Source organism: Rhodococcus sp. NBC_00294, assembly GCF_036163995.1.
Taxonomy (GTDB): domain Bacteria; phylum Actinomycetota; class Actinomycetes; order Mycobacteriales; family Mycobacteriaceae; genus Rhodococcoides.
In genome coordinates, this window is sequence record NZ_CP108045.1 from 21770 (window position 1) to 41935 (window position 20166).

Annotated in this window: 17 protein-coding genes; 7 read left to right on the forward strand and 10 right to left on the reverse strand. The window is 63.9% G+C overall.

What is annotated here, in order from left to right; genetic code table 11:
• Positions 1 to 4: 4 nt before the first annotated feature.
• From OHB23_RS22465 to OHB23_RS22480, 4 genes are all read right to left on the reverse strand, one after another.
• Positions 5 to 1639: a cutinase family protein gene (locus OHB23_RS22465; RefSeq protein ID WP_328811826.1), complete on the reverse strand. Its 1635-nt coding sequence runs from the start codon at positions 1637 to 1639 to the stop codon at positions 5 to 7.
• Complete coding sequence (locus OHB23_RS22470) at positions 1636 to 2484, reverse strand: hypothetical protein (protein ID WP_328811827.1); 849 nt, start codon at positions 2482 to 2484, stop codon at positions 1636 to 1638. Before OHB23_RS22470 ends, OHB23_RS22465 begins: the two co-directional genes overlap by 4 nt.
• Positions 2481 to 3311, reverse strand: a complete 831-nt coding sequence (locus OHB23_RS22475) for a hypothetical protein (protein ID WP_222647646.1) — start codon at positions 3309 to 3311, stop codon at positions 2481 to 2483. Before OHB23_RS22475 ends, OHB23_RS22470 begins: the two co-directional genes overlap by 4 nt.
• Positions 3312 to 3428: 117 nt before the next feature.
• Positions 3429 to 4538, reverse strand: a complete 1110-nt coding sequence (locus OHB23_RS22480; protein WP_328811828.1) for a hypothetical protein — start codon at positions 4536 to 4538, stop codon at positions 3429 to 3431.
• A gap of 946 nt (positions 4539 to 5484) precedes the next feature.
• Here OHB23_RS22480 and OHB23_RS22485 point away from each other — a divergent pair.
• Both OHB23_RS22485 and OHB23_RS22490 read left to right on the forward strand, forming a co-directional pair.
• Positions 5485 to 6195: a hypothetical protein gene (locus tag OHB23_RS22485; protein ID WP_222647648.1), complete on the forward strand. Its 711-nt coding sequence runs from the start codon at positions 5485 to 5487 to the stop codon at positions 6193 to 6195.
• Between the two features lie 10 nt (positions 6196 to 6205).
• Positions 6206 to 6670 (forward strand): hypothetical protein, encoded by a 465-nt coding sequence (locus OHB23_RS22490; protein WP_222647649.1) that lies wholly within the window; start codon positions 6206 to 6208, stop codon positions 6668 to 6670.
• 125 nt (positions 6671 to 6795) lie between these two features.
• Here the strand turns inward: OHB23_RS22490 and OHB23_RS22495 are convergent, their stop codons facing one another.
• On the reverse strand, positions 6796 to 6981 hold the full coding sequence (locus OHB23_RS22495; RefSeq protein WP_261776383.1) for a hypothetical protein: 186 nt from the start codon (positions 6979 to 6981) through the stop codon (positions 6796 to 6798).
• Between OHB23_RS22495 and OHB23_RS22955 the strand changes: the two genes are divergently transcribed.
• Positions 6919 to 7266 (forward strand): ImmA/IrrE family metallo-endopeptidase, encoded by a 348-nt coding sequence (locus OHB23_RS22955; RefSeq protein WP_374198550.1) that lies wholly within the window; start codon positions 6919 to 6921, stop codon positions 7264 to 7266. The two genes, OHB23_RS22495 and OHB23_RS22955, sit on opposite strands and share 63 nt — an antisense overlap.
• 28 nt (positions 7267 to 7294) lie before the next feature.
• Entirely contained in the window at positions 7295 to 8275 is a 981-nt protein-coding gene (locus OHB23_RS22500) for a hypothetical protein (RefSeq protein ID WP_222647651.1), read from the forward strand.
• On the opposite strand, the gene OHB23_RS22505 is transcribed toward OHB23_RS22500, so the two are convergent.
• Positions 8238 to 9077 carry a class I SAM-dependent methyltransferase gene (locus tag OHB23_RS22505; protein ID WP_222647652.1) on the reverse strand — a complete coding sequence of 280 codons (840 nt, stop codon included), beginning with the start codon at positions 9075 to 9077 and terminating at the stop codon, positions 8238 to 8240. The genes OHB23_RS22500 and OHB23_RS22505 overlap by 38 nt on opposite strands.
• 766 nt (positions 9078 to 9843) lie before the next feature.
• Here OHB23_RS22505 and OHB23_RS22510 point away from each other — a divergent pair.
• Entirely contained in the window at positions 9844 to 11745 is a 1902-nt protein-coding gene (locus tag OHB23_RS22510) for a hypothetical protein (protein ID WP_222647653.1), read from the forward strand.
• Between the two features lie 892 nt (positions 11746 to 12637).
• On the opposite strand, the gene OHB23_RS22515 is transcribed toward OHB23_RS22510, so the two are convergent.
• On the reverse strand, positions 12638 to 13558 hold the full coding sequence (locus OHB23_RS22515; protein ID WP_308115840.1) for a ParA family protein: 921 nt from the start codon (positions 13556 to 13558) through the stop codon (positions 12638 to 12640).
• Positions 13559 to 15760: 2202 nt separating this feature from the next.
• Here OHB23_RS22515 and OHB23_RS22520 point away from each other — a divergent pair.
• A complete protein-coding gene (locus tag OHB23_RS22520; protein WP_328811829.1) occupies positions 15761 to 16933 on the forward strand; it encodes a site-specific integrase in 1173 nt (390 codons plus the stop codon).
• A 126-nt stretch (positions 16934 to 17059) separates the two neighbouring features.
• Here the strand turns inward: OHB23_RS22520 and OHB23_RS22525 are convergent, their stop codons facing one another.
• Positions 17060 to 17659: a hypothetical protein gene (locus tag OHB23_RS22525; RefSeq protein ID WP_328811830.1), complete on the reverse strand. Its 600-nt coding sequence runs from the start codon at positions 17657 to 17659 to the stop codon at positions 17060 to 17062.
• A gap of 354 nt (positions 17660 to 18013) precedes the next feature.
• Between OHB23_RS22525 and OHB23_RS22530 the strand changes: the two genes are divergently transcribed.
• Positions 18014 to 19069: an Abi family protein gene (locus OHB23_RS22530; protein WP_328811831.1), complete on the forward strand. Its 1056-nt coding sequence runs from the start codon at positions 18014 to 18016 to the stop codon at positions 19067 to 19069.
• Between the two features lie 90 nt (positions 19070 to 19159).
• Here the strand turns inward: OHB23_RS22530 and OHB23_RS22535 are convergent, their stop codons facing one another.
• Complete coding sequence (locus OHB23_RS22535; protein WP_328811832.1) at positions 19160 to 19672, reverse strand: SecB chaperone; 513 nt, start codon at positions 19670 to 19672, stop codon at positions 19160 to 19162.
• Entirely contained in the window at positions 19669 to 20148 is a 480-nt protein-coding gene (locus OHB23_RS22540) for a helix-turn-helix domain-containing protein (RefSeq protein ID WP_328811833.1), read from the reverse strand. The genes OHB23_RS22535 and OHB23_RS22540 overlap by 4 nt, the downstream gene beginning before the upstream one ends.
• Between the last annotated feature and the right edge of the window lie 18 nt (positions 20149 to 20166).

A 20166-nucleotide genomic window follows, 5' to 3' on the forward strand; every position in this document is an offset into this window, starting at 1 on the left:
GCGGTCAGGAACCGTCGGCGGTGGAACCGGGCGTCGTGGGTGCGCTGCTCGTGCTCGATGAGGTGGTCGTGCTCGGCCCGGTGGAGGTGGTCGACGTGGTGCCGGTCGCGGGTGCTCGTGTTGTGGTGCTCGTGCTCGTGCTCGACGAGCTGCGGGTCGTCTGTGAGCTGCCGGTGTCGGCGAGGGCGGCGGCGAGGCGGGTGAACCACTCGACGGTGAACTTCGCCGGTGTCTGTCCGTCGGCGGTGACGGGAACCTGGTCGTAGGTGCCGTGCAGGCGCACGGTGTCCCAGTAGCGGACGTCCGTTGCGAGGGTCAGCAGGCCTTTGTTGTCCAGGGCGCCGCGGGTGATCTCGGAGTAGATCCGCCGTTGCACCGACGAGATGGTGGCCGGCGGGAACAGCTGCGCCGTGGCGGCGGTGATCTTCGTTCCCAGCACCGCCAGAGCCGCCGGCGGATTGGCCAGGCCCACGGTGGCGAGTTCGGTGATCGTGGCGGGGGTCAGCACTCTCTTGGCCACGGTGACCGCGGCGCCGAGCCCCATGACTCCGGCTTTGACCACGGCGCGGACGATCTTCGCGTCGGCTTCCGGGGTGTCGGATGTCTGTGCCGAGTTCTCGGCGAGGCGGCCGAGGACGGTGTCTCCGCCGGAGGCGACCTGGAACGTGCCGCCCGTGAAGTCGACGTCCTCGTCGATGACGTCGGCAGCAGTGCGCAGTGTCGCTCCGCCCACGGCCCCGGCGAGATCGACGAGGGTGCGCTGCGGGTCCTGCTCCTGCAGGTGCAGTTGACCGGAGATGTTGGTGGCGATCTTCGCCAGCGACGAGTTCGCCGGCAGTGAGCACGCGAGGTCGCCGGGAGTGCAGAACTGCGCGACGCGGCCACTGAGCTGACCGAATGCCCTGCCCCCGGTTGAGGTTCGGTCAATGGAGTTCGCCTGGGTGGCGGGTGCGGCGAGTGTGGGGGCGATCCCGCCGCCGTCGGCGGGCGGAGCGGTCACGGCCAGGCCGTCGAGATCGGCTGCGGGAACCCCGGGCGGCGGTGCCGGTGCGTCGGGTGTCCTTGATCCGGGGAATGTCGCCGCGCCCGCGGGGCGGGTGGGGTCGGAGAACAGCGCGACCGCCGCGACGTCGGCGGCGGGAACCGGTCCGGTTCCCGCCCCGATGGTGCGGGCGAGTTCGGAGGCGACCTGGGCGCCTTGCGAGTAGCCGGTCAGAGCGATCTTGCTGCCGGGGCACTGGTCGGCGTAGTCGGTGAGGAATTTCTCGGCCGCTGCGACACCGTCGGCGATGGACTGGGCGTAGGGCAGGTCGGTGCTGTCGCCGGGTTTGCCGCCGAAGCTCGCTGCGTACGGGATCAGGGTGCGCCCGACCTCTGCGGCGGCCAGGGAAAGCGGGATGGTGATCGCGGAGCCCAGGAACCCGGAGTCGACGTCGGTGGCCGCGGCGTCACCGGACTCTCCTGTGCCTTGCAACCCGAACACGTGGAGCACGTCGCACCCGGTGGGAGGTGCCGACGTGGGTGCAGCAGAGGCGGTGCCGGTCGCCGCGGCCGCCGCGAGGGCGGCGGTGACGGCTGCGGCGAGGAGCCGCCCCCGCCACGTCTGCGGCGGCACGAGGTGGTGCGGGCGTGGGGTCATGGTCGGTGGGCCTCTCGGTGCAGGTGAGCGCGGGATCCGGACAACACGGCGACAGCGGCGCCGAGAGCGGCGGCCGACAACTGGGAGGGGTCGATACCGACACCGGCGGCGAGTTCGGCGTCGTAGGGCAGATGCACGACCCCGGCGACCCGGCCGGTCAGCGCATCGGCGAGCGGCCCGGTGACGTGGTCGACGCCGGGGCGCTGGGAAGTGACGACGAGCTGCACGCTGCGGCCCATCCCGGCGATGCCGAGGCGCCGGTGTAGCTCCGTCAGTACGGGGCGCGCGGCGTTGGCCGCCCCCGGTCGGTCGTCGATGGTGACGACGATGTGATCGGCCAGGTCGGCGGCGGCGTCGAACCACGTAGACCCGATGCAGGCTCCGGCGTCGACGACCACGAGCCCGTGGCCACCGACCGCGGCGCGGGCGGCGGTCACCGCCGCCGCGAGGTGCGAGGGCGATGCGTCGTCGCGGCGGTCCCGACCCAGAACGGTCCACCCGGTGGACGTGGTCAGTGCGCGGTCACCGGTGAGCCAGACGCTCCACACGGCGGCCGTCTGCGCGACGGGGGCGGGCGTGCGGCGGCTGATGTCCCCGCCGACGGGCGTTCCGTCGAGGACGACGACGGTGTCGTCGGAGACCATCGCCAGCAGCAGCGCGACCACGCTTGTTCCGGATCCGCCGTGGGCGCCGGCGACGACGATGATCGGGGCCGCGGCGGTCGGACCGTCCTCGACGACGACCTCTTGTGCCGGATCGGCCGCCGCGACGGGCTCCGTGTCGGCGGCCGCGGCGGTGGGCAGCCAGTCCAGGTAGGACGGGCTTGTCCCGTATGCGCCGGTCACGACGCAGGGCCGATGGCGGCGATGACGGCAGTGTCTCCGGTGGCGGCCGGTGCGGTGGTCATGGAGCTGACGAACCGCTTCTGCTCGCCGCCGGGTCGACGTTCGATCACCGTCACCCGGAACTGCGACGGCGCCCTCTCGTCGGCGAGGACGCAGTGTTCGGTGCCGGCGGGGATGGCGGCGACGGCAGCGGCGAACGCAGCGGGGTCGAGGTCGATACCGTCGGCGAGCTGCGCGCTCGCCGCGCCGACGTCGCGGCTGCGGTAGTAGGCATCCTCGATGCGGGCGATGGCCGCGAGGTTCGGATCGGCGGAGTCCGCGGAGGCGACCTCGCCGCCGGGCTGCTGGGCGCACCACTGCTCGAAGGGCAGAACAGCCGGCGTGGTCGGGGTCGGTGCTGTGGAGGTCGTGGTCACGGCCTCCGTGGTCGCGACGAGTTCCTGCGCCAGCGAGGGGGCCGGCGCGTCGTCGGTCACGGAGGGCAGCACGGCCCATGCAGCGCCGCCTGCGACGGCCACGAGAGCGGCGGCGGACACCGCGACCGCCAGGGAGGACCGATGGCGGCGTACCCACCCTGCCTCGGAAGCGAGGGGCGCCGCGGGGACGTTCACCGGTGCTGTCGCGGTGGGGAGTTCGGCGAGGACTGCCTGCCACGGGGCGAGGTGGTCGTCGGTCCGCTGGTCCGGTGGGGTCATCACCGCGACGTGTCCGGTGTGCTCGTCGGAGTGGTCGACCACCGGATCCATTGCTGCGACATCGGATTCGGCGGTGGGGTGGGCGGACAACGGGGGGAACCACTCGTCGTCTGCTCGGTTCGAGGTGGGCATCTCCGCGTCTCCTTCCTCGGTGTCGGTGAGTGGGCGTGGTGTGTCTCTGGCGAGGTGGTCGGCCGAACCTTCGGATACGGCCGGATCCCGGTGAGGAGGTCCGGCCGCACCCGGCGATCAGGCGGGCACGAATGATGCGAGAGCGCTGTTCAGGGCTGCTGCGCCCTGCTCGAGCGCGGGGGCGTTGTCGGCAATCACGGTGTCGACCGCGCCCAGGACGTCGGCGCCGCCGGTCACGTCGGTGACGGCCTGGCGGGCCTGCTCGACGTAGGCGGGGGCCGTGTCGAGCACCTGCTGGACGTCCTGCGGCGGTGTCCACACCGGCGCGGCCGCGGCGCGAGCGGGTGCCTCGGGTGCTGGTGCGGGGACAGGGGCGGGCTCGGTGATGATCTGCTGCTCTCCACCGGTGACCGTGGCGCCGAGCAGGCCGCCGAGTGCGGCGCCGGTGACGGTCAGACCGAGGACGATCGGCGCGGACAGTGCAGCTCCCGCAGCCCCACCGGCCAGTGCGGCTGCACCGGGGATGAACACCCACCCGACGGGTCCGCCCCACACGATCGCCCCGCTACCGGTGGTTGCGGCGACGCCGAGCGCTCCGCCGAGTCCTGCTCCGGTGGCGGTGATGACGGTCGCGGGGACGAGCGAGGTCAGGAACCCTGCGGTGCCGCCGGCGACGATGCCGGTGGCGACTCCCGCGGAGATGCGGTCGGCTCGGGGTGCGTCGGCGAATCCGGCGTCGACGAGGAAGTTTCCGCCGTCTGCCTGCAAGGCCTGACTGGTGTTGTTGAACTGTTCCACCAGGTTCGGGTCCACGACATTCGGGTCGTAGGGCACGATCTCGCCGCCGACGCCGATGTAGCCCTCGGGAATGTCGATGGGTGCGATGACCTTACGTTCGACGGTGGGCACTGGAGGCGGCGCGAGCGGTGCGGGCGGCCCGACCTGTGGGGCCGGCTGCGCGGGAGGCGCCGAGTAGTAGACGGCCGGGACGGTGGAAGACTGCTGGCGGCCGGACTGGTAGTCGTCGTAACTGCGCCACTGCGACTGCTGTACCTGCGGGGACGGGGTGTAGCCGGGCAGGAACTCGCGCTGCTGGGTAGGTGCGGGTGCGGTGGTGGACAGACCCGGCTGCTGCGGGAGCGTGGTCGTCAGGCCGGGCTGGACCTCGTCGGCGGCGGCGGGACCTGCGAAAGCGACCGCCACCGCGACCGCAGATGCAGCAACCACGGTGGACCGGGTCGCGGTCTGGCGTCGATGACGTCCAGACTTGTTGTCACTGTTTAACATTCTGCCCTTTCATGGGAGCTGTACGAGTTGATCGGTTTCGCCGTGGGGAACCGGCAGGTGCGGCTGCCGGTTCCCGCACAGGTCGTGTCAGGTAATGAGTCCTTGTCGGGATGAGTGGCGCGAGGTCACTTACCGGCGAAGAAGCTGAGCCATAGCCACGGCTGCTGGAAGATCCAGAGCATGTGAGGACGTCCTTCCTGTGAGTGCGACCGGGAGATGTCGAGATGCTGGTGGGTGCGGTAATTGAGGCGCCCTGATTAGGGGGAGCGCCTCGGTTCTTCGCGCTACACCGGCATCGTTTACGTGCTGCCCGACGGCGTGACACCAATCGAAATTGCTGCTGCCGAACGGCTTTCGGATACGCGCGTGATCGCGTGCAACCGAAGTCATGAGGCACATGACCGTGCCGCGGAAATCACGACCGGCTGAGACTTTGACGTCCACGTGGCCAGGACGGATCCGTCATCGCAGGTTGACTGGTGGTCCGTGTGCGCAGTGTGCATCGGCCGCGTACAGAAGAGGAGGTTGTTGAGCCCGTCTTGCTGGTGAAGCGAGTTGCACACCGGAGCGTCGACAGAGCGCAGGTGCCCATCGGCGCGGGATGTTGCCATCCCGCGCCGATGGGCTGAAATGCGCGTTAACATCTCATATGCCTCTCACAACCCGCTGTCGATGAGCTTCCGGGCCAGCTTCTCGCCCGTATCCGCTCGTACGAAGTACATTAACACGTTATGAGCGGTTAACTCGGCTCGAGTGGAGGCCCCACGCACGATAAATTGAGACTGTGCGCTGCAAACGAACTTATTGTGAGCGTTAGATGATTGATTCAGCGGCCTGGCGGGGTGTAAAGGCGTTAAACGTGCTCACGGGCGATACGCTCTACCGTGTGCTTGATCAGATCCCGCCGCCTTTGGCGTTCCTCGCCGATGCAGTAACGCTGCGGCGACGCGCTTTGGGGCTCACGCGCGACGGTCTGCACGAAACGGGTGGGCCGGCACCATCCACCCTTGCTCGTATCGAGAGCCCTACCCCGTCCACGGCCTTTCCTCGGCCGACGACTTTAGATCGGCTCGACAAGGCACTGAAGTGGCAAAGCGGTTCAGCGGCCCGATGTCTCGACATGCGCGACCCGGTCTCGCTCGAGGACACCGTCGCCTCTACTGGTGCCTCTGGCGGCACATCGGCGCCGAACATTCCTGTGCCGGGTGATCCACTGGACTTCAGCTACGTCGCAGTGCCGGTGGAAGTGTTGCGAGAAGGTCTGACACTCATCCAGCAGAACCTCGCACCCACGGACCTCCCGGGTGGATCGACCGCGCTCCGCGGTTTGATCCAGTTCGCTCAGAAGCTGAGCGCGGCTCATGCCACAGAGGTACTCGAACGCTTCGGTGGGCCAAGCCGCACGGTGCCAGGTTTCCTGCAAACGACGTTCGCCCCGTATCTCGGGGACGCCGCGCCGTTTGAGGAGTCTTCTCCTTCGCTGGATGATGACCAACGGTATCGACGCTGGTTAGCGGGTCTTTCAGCTGACGAAGGTGGCCGCTATCACGAGCGATGGCACCGCAAGCAGCGTGCGCTACAGACCGCCGCCATCTAAAATCTCCCAGATGACCGACGTGTATGCCCCGCCCAGCACGTCCCTGACGGCCAAGGACGAGTCCCTGTCGTACCGATTGAGCCTGATGGTCAAACTCGCAGCGGCCCCAGGTGACCATGACAGCGTCGTCGACCAGCTCATCTTGAAGCTCGACGGTGCTGATCTCCCCTATTCGAGTCGTGAGGTGCGCGAGCACCTGGCGGGCACCTCTATACCCGGACCGATCGCTCGGCGCGCCTATGCGCAGGCGTGTCAGTGGCATGATGACACCTCGCTTCTCGACGACGATCCTGCGGTGTACCTCAGGCCGTTGATGCAGAGCGAGATCATGCTTTGCACTCGTGTCATCGGCGTTCCCCACTTTCGGGGTGCCGATGGTCCGATGGGCTTGCCCACCAATGCGTCGGTGGACGATCTGCGCGCTCAGTGGGCACAGCTCCGCGCGTCTGGGCGGCTCTGGCGCGTCGAGGCTTAACTATGGCCAGACGCCGGCCGCCCTGTTCGCCCGAGGCGGCCACACCTCGCGAGGTCGCAGAAGCACTCGTCAAGGAACTCGATCCCGGACCTACGTGGTCGATCGAGTCGTTCGTAGCCACCGAGTCACTGCGCCGCGATCGACCGATCCAAGTGGTGGAGAAGCCGTCGGGCATACACGTGAGCGGCGACATCACGGGAGAGCTCTGGCCCTACGCAGATCGCGACGAGATAGTCGTTGCGCCGCACCTGTCCTTGGAGGAAGAGCAGTTCGTAGTCGTGCACGAAATGGGTCACGTGCTTCTCCATCATGACCGCCGGGTCTCCCTGGACGAAGTCGCCTCGCTTTTCGATGCACTCCCTCGCGACCTTGTCGAGTTTCGACTTCGGTCGTTCGCTTGCAAAGTCGGAATTCCGTATTCTGCCACTCCGGAGAGTATGAGTACGTTGAGTCGGGCAGAGCAAGAAGCTGAATGGTTCGCAACTATCTTGCTGGCGCGCATCGACGAGCAACGACGGCGGATAACGTCACGCCATGGGCAACTTAGAGGATCAACAATGATCGATCGGCTTGCTCGTACGTTCGGTTACTACTGAACCGTTTGGTTTCTATTGAACAGTGTTCATGACGGGTACCATGCCTGCGGTGTGGCTACTCGACGCGGTGACAACGATAGGCGCGTTCGGCCTCCTCGCCATCGGCCTGTATCTTCTGGCGCGATCAGGCTCCTTTCGCGCTCCGAAGAGTGGCGCGCACTGGACGGCCATCGCAATCCTGCTGTTCGTGGCGGCGCGCTCACTGCACCTGCCGGCTGTCGAGGACTACATCGACAACTTCCCGATCAGCGCGGACGGTGAGCACCTTTACAATCTCCCCTACATCTTGACCATATTGTCGACGACTCTCGCTCTCGGTTTCTGTGTGCCTGCCACTGCTTGGATCGCGGGCGCCCCGTTCAGGGTCTGGGCTCCGCACGTTCTGGCTTTTTTCACATCGGTCGTCATAATTGGATCATTCGCAATAAGCGACTTGTGGCGTAAGCCTATTCAGTATTTTCCGGATGAGTTCGCCTGGACCTGGCCGCAGATTGTTTTGTGGTCTTATGTCGCGCTCACGATATCCCTTGTTGCCACGATCGCTCTGCGTCTAATAGCTCGGGCTGCGACTGAGTTTGATGGCGCGATCCGCATAATGCTGCTCATCATCGCCTCCGCTTCCGTGACGGCGATATTATTCGCTATCCACATTGTCGTTCGGGTGTTCCTGGTCAACGCCTTTCCTGACTTGTTCTCGAGTGCATACGTACAAAACGCATCGCAGATCGCGGTTGCCCTGACCACGCTCGTGACTGTGCAGCTCGTCGCTGCGCTGCTCGTACCCCAGATTGTGAAACTGCGCGGGCGAGTCAGCAGGTTTCGTCTGCTGTACGAGCGCAAGAACGCTTGGAGACGGTCGCGGGAGACTCCACATCGCAACGCGTTCGACGAGGTGGAGGTCCCTCGCACTGCGGCCGAGTGCTGGTCAGCGGCGGCCAGTCCAGTCACCGCTTACCGGATGCGATTCGAACTCACCGAGGTCGATACTCGGCATCGACCATCCACGTGAGCTCAGCACCGAGCGCCACCTCGTCATATGGCAGCTTTCGTCCGAGGGCGGGCGCGTACTGCGCAATCGAAAGGGCCGTATCAACGCCCCAACGAGACCCCAACCACTGCTGAGGGCTCGTCTCGATCGCAGACTCGAAGCCGTAGCCGTTCGAGGCCACCGCCGCCGACATCGCCTGTGTTTCTGCATCAATGAGGGCGCCACGACCGAAGTGGACCGCTAGCAGATGCGAACCCGGCGCACTCAGGTGCTCGACGTCTCGCAACAAGCTCTGATTGTCGACCTCGCTGAGGTACATGAACAGGCCCTCCGCCAACCACAGCGTTGCGACAGTTGCATCGAAGCCGCTCCCGAGCAGGTCATTCACCCAACCCCGGTCGGTCAGGTCGGCCGTGACCCCGTGCCAATGCTCGGTGTGCTCCCGCCGCAACTCTCGGCTCTTCAGGTCGACCACGTCGCCGCGATCGACCTCGTACACCTCGACGCCGCGACCGAGCCATCCCAGACGTAGAGCACGTGTGTCGAGGCCGGCGCCCAGGAGGACGATCTGCTGCACGAGGGGGTTGTCGATGCCAACGTGTTGCTCGAACCGCTCATCCAACCAGCGCGTCCGTACGGCCAGCGATTCGTAAACACGTTGCCCCGTGACCTGCTCAAGAGTGATCTGGTTGATACCCGTGTTGGTCGCGCGGACGAGCTGGCCGGCCAAGTCGTCCTGAAACAGTCGATCGGGCCGAGACGACTCCAATGCTCGCATTTGTGCTGTCAGTACGGCAGTCGTTCCTACGCTCGAGACATCCATGCGCAGGACGTTACCTAGAGGGCACCCGGGATCGGACTACCGGCAGACGAGCAAGAGCGCTGCCCACCCCCGGCGTGTCGCACCTGTATCAGATTCGTTCCTGTGGCACGATCCTCAAGACCGGCGACAGGAGGGATGCTCATGGCTCAGCCACATTTGGGCGAACGCACGGGGTACTTGCTTCGTCTTCCCGATGAGTTGTGCGTGGAGCAGTTAGCCCATGAGAAGGGCTACAGCGCAGTCTCGCGCTTCGGCGCAGACGTGTTCTGCGATTTGGCGGGTCGTCCGGATCTGAAACTAGGACCGGAGATTTCGCTGCCCCTAAACGCGTTCCCGCTTCCTGTCACCGGCCGCTTCCGAGTATCGAACAAGCCCCGCGCTCACTCCGTTCGAGTGCCCGCCCAGATCGACGCCAAGCAGCTCGCTCGTCGCCATGGATATTCGTCCGTGGCGCGTTTCGGACGTGATGTGTTCTGCGACCTGGCCGGACGAATGGACTTGAGGCTCGGCCCCGACGTTCGTGGTGAGGGAGGTGTGGAGCTACCGCTCACCGCATAAAAGAAACGGTCCCCCTGGGGGCAACCAGGGGGACCGTTGAAGTCTGAGCCAGTGAGCGCCAACTCGCTGGACTCGATGCCCCAAGAAAGGGACTGTCTTGACGGACAGGTCTCAGGGTACATGCTGCCCTGACTCAGTTTCAAGCATCAATCATCGTGTCGCGTCGTCGGCGTCGACACCCGACGCCTTGTGGCGCCGTCTTGCGCCCATGCTCGCGGCGCGCCGATCCATGCGTCTGTACGACGCGTCGGCGCGTGGCTTCGCCTCGTCGCGCTCGTTGACGACGAAACGCCCGCTCGTACCTGCCGCCGTTCCGTTGTTCGCTCACGGCCGGGCACGCGTCATCGCGTTGGACTTCGACGCTAAGACCTACGGCGGTGCTGCTGTCCAGGCGGATGTGGACCGGGCCCTGGGTTGGCTGGCGGAAGCCGGCGGTCGCGCGATCGTCGACGTCTCCACCAGCGGCGGCCGCCATGTCCTGGTCCCCCTGGCCCCGGGCGTCACCGCCGGCGTCGCCGAGCTGCGACCACTGCTGGATCTGTTGGCCGCTCGTCTGCCGACGTTGGACATCGTTCCGATGACCAACGCTGCGACCGGGTGCATCACCGTCCCCGGCTCCGCGTGCCGCGAGGGTGGCCACCGGGTACTGGCCGGCGATCTCACGGCCGCGATGGACACCCTGACCATCGGGTCCGAACCCGCACTGCTCACGCGCCTTACTGCGCTGCTCGGCGGACTCCCCCACACCCGCGCCCGCGTGGCCGGGGCAATGCGCACCGTCGATACCGAGATCCGCACCGCCACGGTCGCTGAGCGGATCATCGGAACCGGCCGTACTGCCCGACTGCACGGCCGCTTCTGCCGTGCCACTCCCCCACCGGCATCGGTCACGACCTTCGCGGCCACCGGCCGACTCGATCGCACACGGTGGGCATCGCGCTCCGAAGCTCGCCAGTCGGTCATCACCCACGCGGTCCTGGCCGGCGCGACCGCCGACGACATCACCGACCGGCTCAGGGCGGACGACTGGGCAGGTGTCCGCGACGCGTACGCCCACTACGGCAACGCCCTCGGCGCGGTCCGGAGGGATGCAGCGCGAGCCCTCGAATGGGCCGCATCGACACTTCCTGAGCTAGTCCGGGATACCGGGCACAAGTTAAAGCACACAGGGGGCACAGCAGACCCGGCTTTCTCGGCGTGGCTCACGACGGCTCAGTCTTGGGCCACCCGTGAATACGCTTCCCGACGCGATCGCTGGTCCACCCACGCTGTCCTGCACGCTCTCGCGTGGGGTGCGGCATCAGGAGGGGAACTGGTCGAGGGTGTTCCGGTGGTGGCGTTGGGCGGACGTTCGCTCTCCATTGCCGCGGGACTGCTCCCTGAGACAACGGTGTGGTCGGTATTGGAGCGACTCAGGGACACCCCTGGATCCCCGGTCTTGCTCATCTCTCGTGGAGTCGGTCAGAACGCTGATCGGTATGCGCTGGTACCACCGAGCGGAGACAAGCCGCCAGAGGGCAACTCAGGGCGGGAAATTCGGCCGGCTGTCATCGACACGATCCACCCGGCGTGGAGCGTCATCGGCCAGCGCCACCGCGTCCTCTACGAGGCAGTCGCGGCCGCCGATGGCCCCATGACCGTCGAGACGTTGGCACAGGCAGTGCGGATCGGGCGATCGAGTGGCTACGAGACGATCCTCGACCTACGCACCGCCGGCCTTCTCACTGTTGTGGGCGGGCACGTGCAGCTCGGAGACGTGAAGCTCGACGACATCGCTCACCGGCACGGCCTGGCCGCTGCGGTTCGCGCCCGCACCGTCCGCCACCGGGCCGAACGGATTATCTGGCGCGAATGGCTGGCCGAACGCGAGGCCCAACGTATTCCCGCTCCCCCGTCGTCGCACGCAACGGTCGTCGTCGTCGACGACGGCATGGCACCACCCGACGAGGGACTTTGGGACTCGGTCATGGCGGATGAGCCGCGGTACAGGCCCGAAGACGACCCGTATGCATCACTGACCGGCTTCCTGGATGAGGTCGAGTCCGCGAGCATGAGGCGGCAACAAAACCCCTCGACATGGAGCACGACAGCCACAGTGTGGGGCGCATGATCAACCGTTCAATCGAATGCACTTCACATGTTAGGGGTGGACGCAGGTAGCTGAGTCGCCGCATAAGAACCATCACCAACAGCGGCGCGTTGTTCGGACGTCGGGTCAGATCAGTCGGTAGCTGGTACCTGCAGATAGAGGCGCAGTGCCTGCTCGACCAATGCGCTTCTACTTCCAGCACCCCAGTCACTTGCCAGTTGGTCGAGGACAACCGCGTCAGCGTTGATCACGCCGGCAAGCGGTACACGTGCACGTGGCTCACTGTGTCGACGACGAGTCGGCCGCCCAGGTTCCGATCTTCGGAACAAACCGGTGGTCGGACTACTTGCCCCGCCGACCCAATGAGCCTTCAGCTCGGTAGCATGACGTTCAACAGCATCCAGAACTACCTGGCCATACGAGCGTGCAGTCGACGGATCGGAACTGCGTTCGTTGAGCGTCAGGGACCGCAGCGAGATGTACACATCCTGCGGTAACGCCACCTCCGGAGGAGCAACCCGGCTCGAGCTCGGCGACGCATCGCGCCGGCTGCCCTTGCGCCGCGCGTCAACACGACGGCGTGAACTCGCCCCGTCGTCAACAGTTCTGACCTCCTCGTCAGCAGCCGTCGAGGGTGGCGATGCACTGTTGCCTGGCAACGACTGCGCCGGCGCACCCGAGGCTGTTGAAGAGTCGTCCAATTTTGGTCGATCCGAGTACACGTTGTTCTGGCGGTCACGGTCTGCAATGTCGGTTCCCACCGATACACGTGCCGAGAGATGTTCGCTCGCATCGTTGCTAGAGCCGGTGGATCCAGATTGCGCTATCGACCTGGGTACGTCGATCGGTGGCAAAACGTCACCTAGATCGCCAAGAAGGTTTGGATCGAACGCTGCACGGCGCTTCCGGCCGCTCATGCCGCACCGCCAGGAACGTAGTCACGCTCAGCCCTCGCGACACGACTCAAGATCTCCTTGGTGAGCGACTGGTAGTCACTTGCCAGTCCTGACGGATCGCGAGACCACAACCGCTCCCCTGGTTTGCTCTTCTGACGGAGACGTTGCAAACGGTTCTTCTGATCCATGTCCGCCGCGTGAACGAGTTCGAGAGGTGTGAGGTGCCGCGTACGAAGATCCACCGCGGCAGCACGGTCCGAACGGATGAAGGCTTCGAACGGGTCGGCGCCACTGCCCTCCAGAAGGTCACCAACCTGTTCGAATACCTCGCGATTACGGGCTGTGGCTCGCGGGTTCGTGTCGAACAAGACAACGCCCAGCAGTTGGATTGCCGATCCGGCCTGACGAGCTCGCATGTACCGCAGCGCAAGAAGCTCCACGCCAGACAAGCTCGCGTCGTCGTCCTTGGTTGGGACCAGAAGGTACCGAGCCGTGCCGAGCAGAGCATCGAGAAGAGGAGCGTCACCGGGACCCGAGTCAATGAGCACCAACTCGTACTGCTCGACCTCACACAACGCGTCCAATGTCGAGTCAAGATTCGCCCGCAGGTCGATACCCGTTTGACCAGCGGTTGCAGCCACGGATGCGACTACCGCAAGAGCCGGTCCACCGGGAACGACGTCAAGGTTCGGTCGGACCTCGCGAACTGGCTCTAACGCGTGCGCGAACTGCAACGCCATGCTCAGGCCTCGTCCCCCGTCGCCTTCGACCCCGAGATCGGACGAACTGACGTTGGCCTGCTGATCAGCATCGATAACCAGTACTCGTCGGCCCGCGGCTGCAACCATGCCGGCAACTGCAGAGACGATCGAACTTTTGCCAACTCCGCCCTTCTGATTCGCTACCAGCAGCGTCCGCGAGTTTCCAGATGTCGTCACGAGCCGAAGGTACTGCACTGACGCCCGAAATCAGGCGTGCGACACGGTCCTTGGGCGGACATAGCGACCAGCTATGTGTGCGGTTGTGCGGCTGGCGTGACATAGAGCCTGACAAGACCGCTTGTACACAGCGGTACGGAAGCCTGTGTCGGCGGTTGCCTGCATAGCTTTAAGACAAGCGTGTAGTCAGGCTGGCAACAAGGTTACAAATACAGCAATGCCAACGTCCGACATCAGGGCTCGATGACTGGAGCGTACTCAAGCCTGTTGCTTTGCCGATAGTGCAGCTGTTGACGCAGCCTTGAGCATGTGCACAAACCCGAGCGCTATGTAAGCTTTGCATACGTGCGTGCGGAAAGCAATTGTACCGATCGCATGTAAAACAATCAATAAAGCGCTAAATATGGCTTGATGTATGGCTGTATGTATGGTCTTAGGTGCGGCCGCTGGTGTTTGCGCAGTTCAGACCCAGATTGTGACTTAAATATTACATCGCGTGTGGCGGGTTGGCGCGAACGGCGGGACAGGGCGCGCCTGCGATGTAGAGTCGGGCTGTCGGATTTCTAGGTGCCCCGTTGTCGCAACCGAGAACACTTTCCATAGCCGATCGCGGTAGTGCACGATCGCAAGTCTGCAAATGCCTACCGACTCAACTTTCGTAGTTCAGCCAATCGCGGACCCGGCGGGCGAGTGGTGTTCCCCCCTGAGCTCAACTGGGGGAGTTCGCAGCAAGCCTGCGTTCGATGTATGAGCTCTGACCACCGTCCACAAGAGGCAAGTGTCAGAACCTTAGTAGGGGCTCGAGCAAACTGCTTCGTTGCACGCTGGAGCAAAGTCGGCATCGCGAACCGCTGGTAGCGCCGCTCCCTGATTACTGGCGACCTCTTGAGCCGCATGTCGTGCCCATCGTATGGCGCTGCATATGGCTGTACGTATGGCCTTACCGGGATCCAAACTTGGCTTGGGTGGCCAACGCCTGACCACGTCGCCCAGGCCGACTAGATTGCCCAGCTCGATCGAGCAAGTGTTACCCATGTGTCACTGTGACGAAATGGGACCGTGGGGTGCCCTGGTTTGCTCGGTGTATTGAGCGGCGGCGGAGGTGCGCGCTGATGACGACAGTGCTGTAGGCCAATCGCGTACTGACGCGGCTGACTTCGTGCGCCCGCGAGCGGTGTCTGCGCCGCACCCACCTGCGCAACATGAGAGGGACTTTGTACCTTCGAAGAGGCGAGACGAAACAATTTGGTTTGGGTGGTACGTAATTACCGCCCCCGACGCCTCAACCACCACAGTCTCCGATCCCCCCCGGCGCGACAATGCTCAACGCTTCTCGGTTCCTGCGAGATGGTGAACCGTCGAGCGGGTATCCGCGGTACTGGTTGCGAGCACTCCGCGTTCGACCGGCCACGCCGAGTCGGTTATCAGCGTTGTGGACGAGCTCGATCTGGCTGAAGCGCTGCGGTGGTGGTCGTTGCTGCGCGGGCGCATCCTTGGGGCAACGACCCCGATGGGTAACTACCCGCGAAAGCGCTGCGTGGGCGCGGATAGGGGAGAGGTCCCCGCAGCATGACCGGTTTCGTCGCCGCCGCAGCTGCTCGGCGCTGCGGGCGCCGCGAAATCGGCGCTGTCTGCGAAGACCAGCCGCCCCGAGTCCAGCGCAATCGCCCACCGGCGAGCCGGCGCTCAGGCACGCCCGGACGACTCGGCCGAAAGCACGCCGTTGCCGTAGTCATCGATTATTCGACCGCGCTCGGTGATCCCGGAAGTGTGGTCGGTCATTGTGATCTCAGCACCCAAGGACGGGGTGACCGTGGTGTCATCTCCCAAATCGCGGCTCACAACTGCATTGAAGCAGACGCCGCGGCAAGCCGTGCTGCCCGCCCGCGTCCGTCGGACGCATGTATCTGCGTACGGTCACGACTCGTCGGGGCCGCCCGCTCAAGGACGCGGGAATCGCCACAGACACCGCTTGAGCTGGAGGTATCTTGCAGCGCACGCGGTAGTTGGTCACCGCAGAGTTATTGCGTGCAGCTCGATCGGTCGGCGCTCAGCTGCAACCGATGAAACCTGCTGTAGTCGCATACATTTGCGTTGATTTGAATGACGTTAAGTTCACTTAACGCACCGTAAGCCTCGAATTGCCAGTTCAGCACAGTTATAGACCGCGACCATGTCGGACGAGGGGTCTACTCTGCGGATATGGACTCCAGACCAGCCGAAACGGCCCCGGTGACCCCTCGGACGACTGTCTCGGGTCCGTCAGAGGGCACGGCAGCGCCGGCGATCCCCGTGGCGGTGGCCGCTCGCATCGCTGCTGCGGTGGATTCGTCCCGGTCGGCCGGCACCCGCCGCGCCTACTCCTCCGGGTGGAAACGGTTCGCCGACTGGTGCGTCCGCAACGGGCACGTCGCACTCCCGGCGCACCCCGTCACGGTCGCCGCGTACCTCGTCGACGCCGCCGACACCGTCACCGCGGTGGGGGAGAGGGCCTACGCCGCCGGCACTCTGTCGGCGTGGGCATCCGCTATCAACCACTTTCATCAGACCGCCGGGTACACCTCGCCCACGAAGCACCACCTGGTGACAGCGGCCCTGGCGGGCATTCGCCGGCAGTACGCCACCGCCGGCGATCGACCCCGCACTCAACGGGCGCCGTTGCTGGTGTCCGACATCCGGAACCTCGTCGAGACCGCCCGCCTCCAGTGCGACGGGTGGGCCGACGACGTCTACGAGCGCCGCGACACCGCGCTGCTGCTCCTCGGTTTCGCGGGCGCGTTTCGTCGATCCGAGCTCGCGGGTCTCGAATGCCGCGACGTCACTCTGCATCGCGAAGACGGGTTGCACATCCGACTGCGGAAGACCAAGACCGACCAGGAAGGCCGTGGCGTCGTTCGGGCGCTCCCGGCGACCGACTCCCACGCCACGTGCCCACCCTGCGCGTACGTGCGATGGGTCCAGGTTGTTGCAGCCTTCGACGCCGGTGGCCGTCCCTCCGTCATCCGACTGCTACGGGGCGGCGATCCGTTCGATAGCCATGTGTGCCGCGGGGGAGTGCCCCGTACCGCCGCTCGTGCGCCGCTGTTCCGAGCCATCGCCAAGAACGGTAACCTCGGCACCACACCACTGTCAGGGGCTGCGGTACACAAGACCATCCGGCGCCGCGCCGAACGTGCCGGATACGACGTTGCGCTCGTCTCTCAACTCGGCGGACATTCGCTCCGCTCCGGGTTCGTCACCCAGGCCTTTCGCAATGGCGCAGACGCCCACGCCATCATGCGGCAGACCGGCCACACCACACCCGCCATGCTCGAACATTATGCGCGCGAGAACGCGCCACTCATTGGTAACGCAATCAACGACATCGGGCTTTGACCGCAATCCGCTTCTAGTGCAAGGGGTATGGTTTCCGTGTTACCGCGATGCCATTGGCGGCTTGTGATCTAGAGTCGCGCGATGCTTGTGATGAGCTACAGAGTTCGTTCCGTTACGCCGTTGAACCTAGCCCCGCTCCGAGGCCACTGCACGGGCGAGAGCACGATTGACCCCGTCTGACTTCTGGTAGATCGACGCCATGGTTTCCGTCACTGATTCGACGTCAATTGCATCACCGCCGAACGTTAGGATTTGCGTTTCGGGATCGAACCCGTGGAACCGCGCGAGCGGACCAGCGTGCTGCATTGAGGATTCAGCCACGTATAAGTGAGAACCGATGTTGCGGTTCGGATCGTCCAGCCAGAATTCTTCGTAACGTTCGTCGATGTGAGCGAAGCTGTGACGGACCACTCTGACTCCGGCGAAATGGCACTCGTCGATCTCGTACAACGCGCACAGGGCTGCACCGCGATCGGGGAACGACTCTTTCAATCCTCGTTTGCGCGAGGGGCTCGGAAGAAAGAATGATGCGACCAAAGCAGCTGCGTACACGAAGAGGTCCGCCGTCCTCCAGAACTCGGCGGAGTTGAAGGATGCAGGATCAGCTTCGGACCGAGCCTCCGTTTCAAGGATCGTCCGACCCCGGTCTGCGGCGGTTGCGCTCAGATCGCGGATCTCGGTCGTCATAAAGGACAATAGCAATTTGGGGGTCTCGGTTTGGCTCACACTGAACAGGATGGAGTAGCTGGGCCCCTACTGGTTCTGAATGGGAAGTTCCGTGTGTGATTCCCTTCCCGGTGCTCTTGGGGCCGTGTCTATACGCGCTGCGCCCTCGCCGCGCAGGCAACTGTGCCGACAGCCTGAGCGCAGAGACGCTGCTCAGGATGCGGTTGCGTAACATGCATGCGCAACGGAAGCCGTCGTTGAGCATTCCTGCAGTCCGCAGAAGACGGTTGAGCCTGCTCAGCCCGTCTCAGTTGCGCACTGTTGCGCGCTACTGAGTGACCGCGGTACCATGATCGCAATCGTTCGGCCCGCCTCAGCTTCGCTGGGTGCGGGCCGGATTTCTATACTGACTAGATGCGCGATCCCAAGCCGTATCTCACGATCGAACAGCAGATTGAGCGGTTGTCATCCCGAGGGATGCTCGTGGCTGACGAGCAGAACGCTGAGCGCTGGCTGAGTATGGTCGGGTACTACCGTCTCAGCGGATACTGGTACCCGTTCTACTCAAGCAACGACGCTGGCCAACGCGTCGATGAGTTCATGCCAGGAACGACTTTCGACGATGTGGCCGGTCTGTACGAGTTCGACCGTCATCTGAAAAATCACCTACTGAGTGCCATCGAACGAGTCGAAGTTGCGATGAGAAGCAAAATCGGCCACACGCTAGGTGCCCGCGGTTCTTTGGCCCACCTCGACGCTTCGAACTTCGACATGGACTTTGTGCAACGGGGCGACCATATGGATTGGCTGGCGATTGCGTTCGGACGGGTGAAGAGGCAGAGAGGCAAAGATGTATCTCTCAAGCACCACTTCCAAAACTATGCCGGCCAGGTGCCGGTGTGGGTCCTGACGGAGGTTCTCGACTTCAGTGATTTGTCAAAGCTGTACGTTGGGCTGAAGGCAGAGGATCGCGACGCGATCGCTCGACAACTCGGCGTCCCGCAACCCGGCGTGTCAGATGTGCCGCGACACGGCCGGGGGTCGTCCGCTCACCGACGGGACCGAAGACGACGTTCTGACGGCCCCAGTGGCGCACTTTCGAAGCCGCTTGAACAGCTTGCCATCGTGAGGAACATCTGTGCGCATCACTCCAGATTGTGGAATCGAAAATTGATGCCAATCGGTACCCCTCTGCTGCAATCACTCCCCGAGTTCGACGGGGTACCAGCCCAAACTGACACGGTGTACGGAACCATCTGCAGTGCGGCGTTCTTACTCGACGCGATTTCACCTGGTAATACATGGGTTACTAGGCTCAGGCTGTTGATCGACGACCGTTTTCCTTACGGTCTACGCTCTTTGGGTGAGATGGGGTTTCCTCCCAACTGGTCCGAGCTGCCCCTCTGGTCGACCACATCGATTTCCAGTCCCTTATCGCTCGGACTCGAAGACACCGGAGAAATACCCTGACTTGCCTTTGCGGCCTGTGCCTCATACCCCGCGCACGGCGAGAACGCGCCATTGATTGGCAATGCAGTCGGAGAGTTTGGACCGCTAGGTCTAGTCCGAACTTTTACCGCTTGTTGCAGTCATTTTCAACATCCCGAGGGTCAGGGAAGGTAGGCCTAGCCTGCCTGTGACATCGTAAACGTACTCACGCGCGTACGGGTACAGCATAAGTTGGGCCGTTGTTGAACTATAGGCTTCGAGCTCTTCGTCCGATGGAGTTGAATCGCTGGCTCGAAGCGACAAAGTGAACAACGCAGCCAAAGTAAATTGGACGTGCGCTACCGTGGTTCGTTGAGCGAGTTGCTCTCCGGTAGCTTCGTGTTCAGGGTTGTTCGATTGACTAAAAATTTCTAGATCATACGATATTTGAACCACGAAAAACGTTTCACCAGGTGAGTGCTGCACCTCGGGAAACGAATTCAAATCGTAGGCAAGCGCAGTCGACCCATCGGGCAACTCCTCCATCTCGACCGCTGACTTCAACAGTCGTATGTCTCTGACCTCTGCGCGGGCATTCAGACGTCTCGCCGAGACGTGCAGATCGGGGTTATCGATGTCTATCACGAAGCGAGGCCGTACTGTTTTTGGTTCGAGTCAGCGGTTGCCCAGCGCGAAATAAAGACATCATCCGCTGTCTTTACGGCTGCGCTATGAGCGGCCGATGAACCCCCCGAATACTGAGCGCGATCAGGAGTAGTTATCCAGTCGCAATGAGCCGGCATTTCGAGTCTAAAGGTAATCTGGCCCTCTACAGCTCTCGCATACCTTTGCAATGTCGACAGGCGTGGGTCACTCGATTCATTCTCGAAGCTGGAGACGGTGGGTTGCCGAACTCCCAACCGTTCAGCAATGTCCTTTTGTGTCAAACCCAGCGCTTTGCGCAACTTCACCAACTTGTCGAGAATCTCGTGCAGACTCTCGGCATCCTCAAGGGCAGCGCGGTACGCGGGATCGGTGTCGTAGCTTTCGTTGGCTAGAGCGGACGCATCATCTGCAAAGATCTTGGCGAGCGCGCTCCTGCGCTTGTCGTCGACACTCATGGTCTCGTCTCCTCCTGG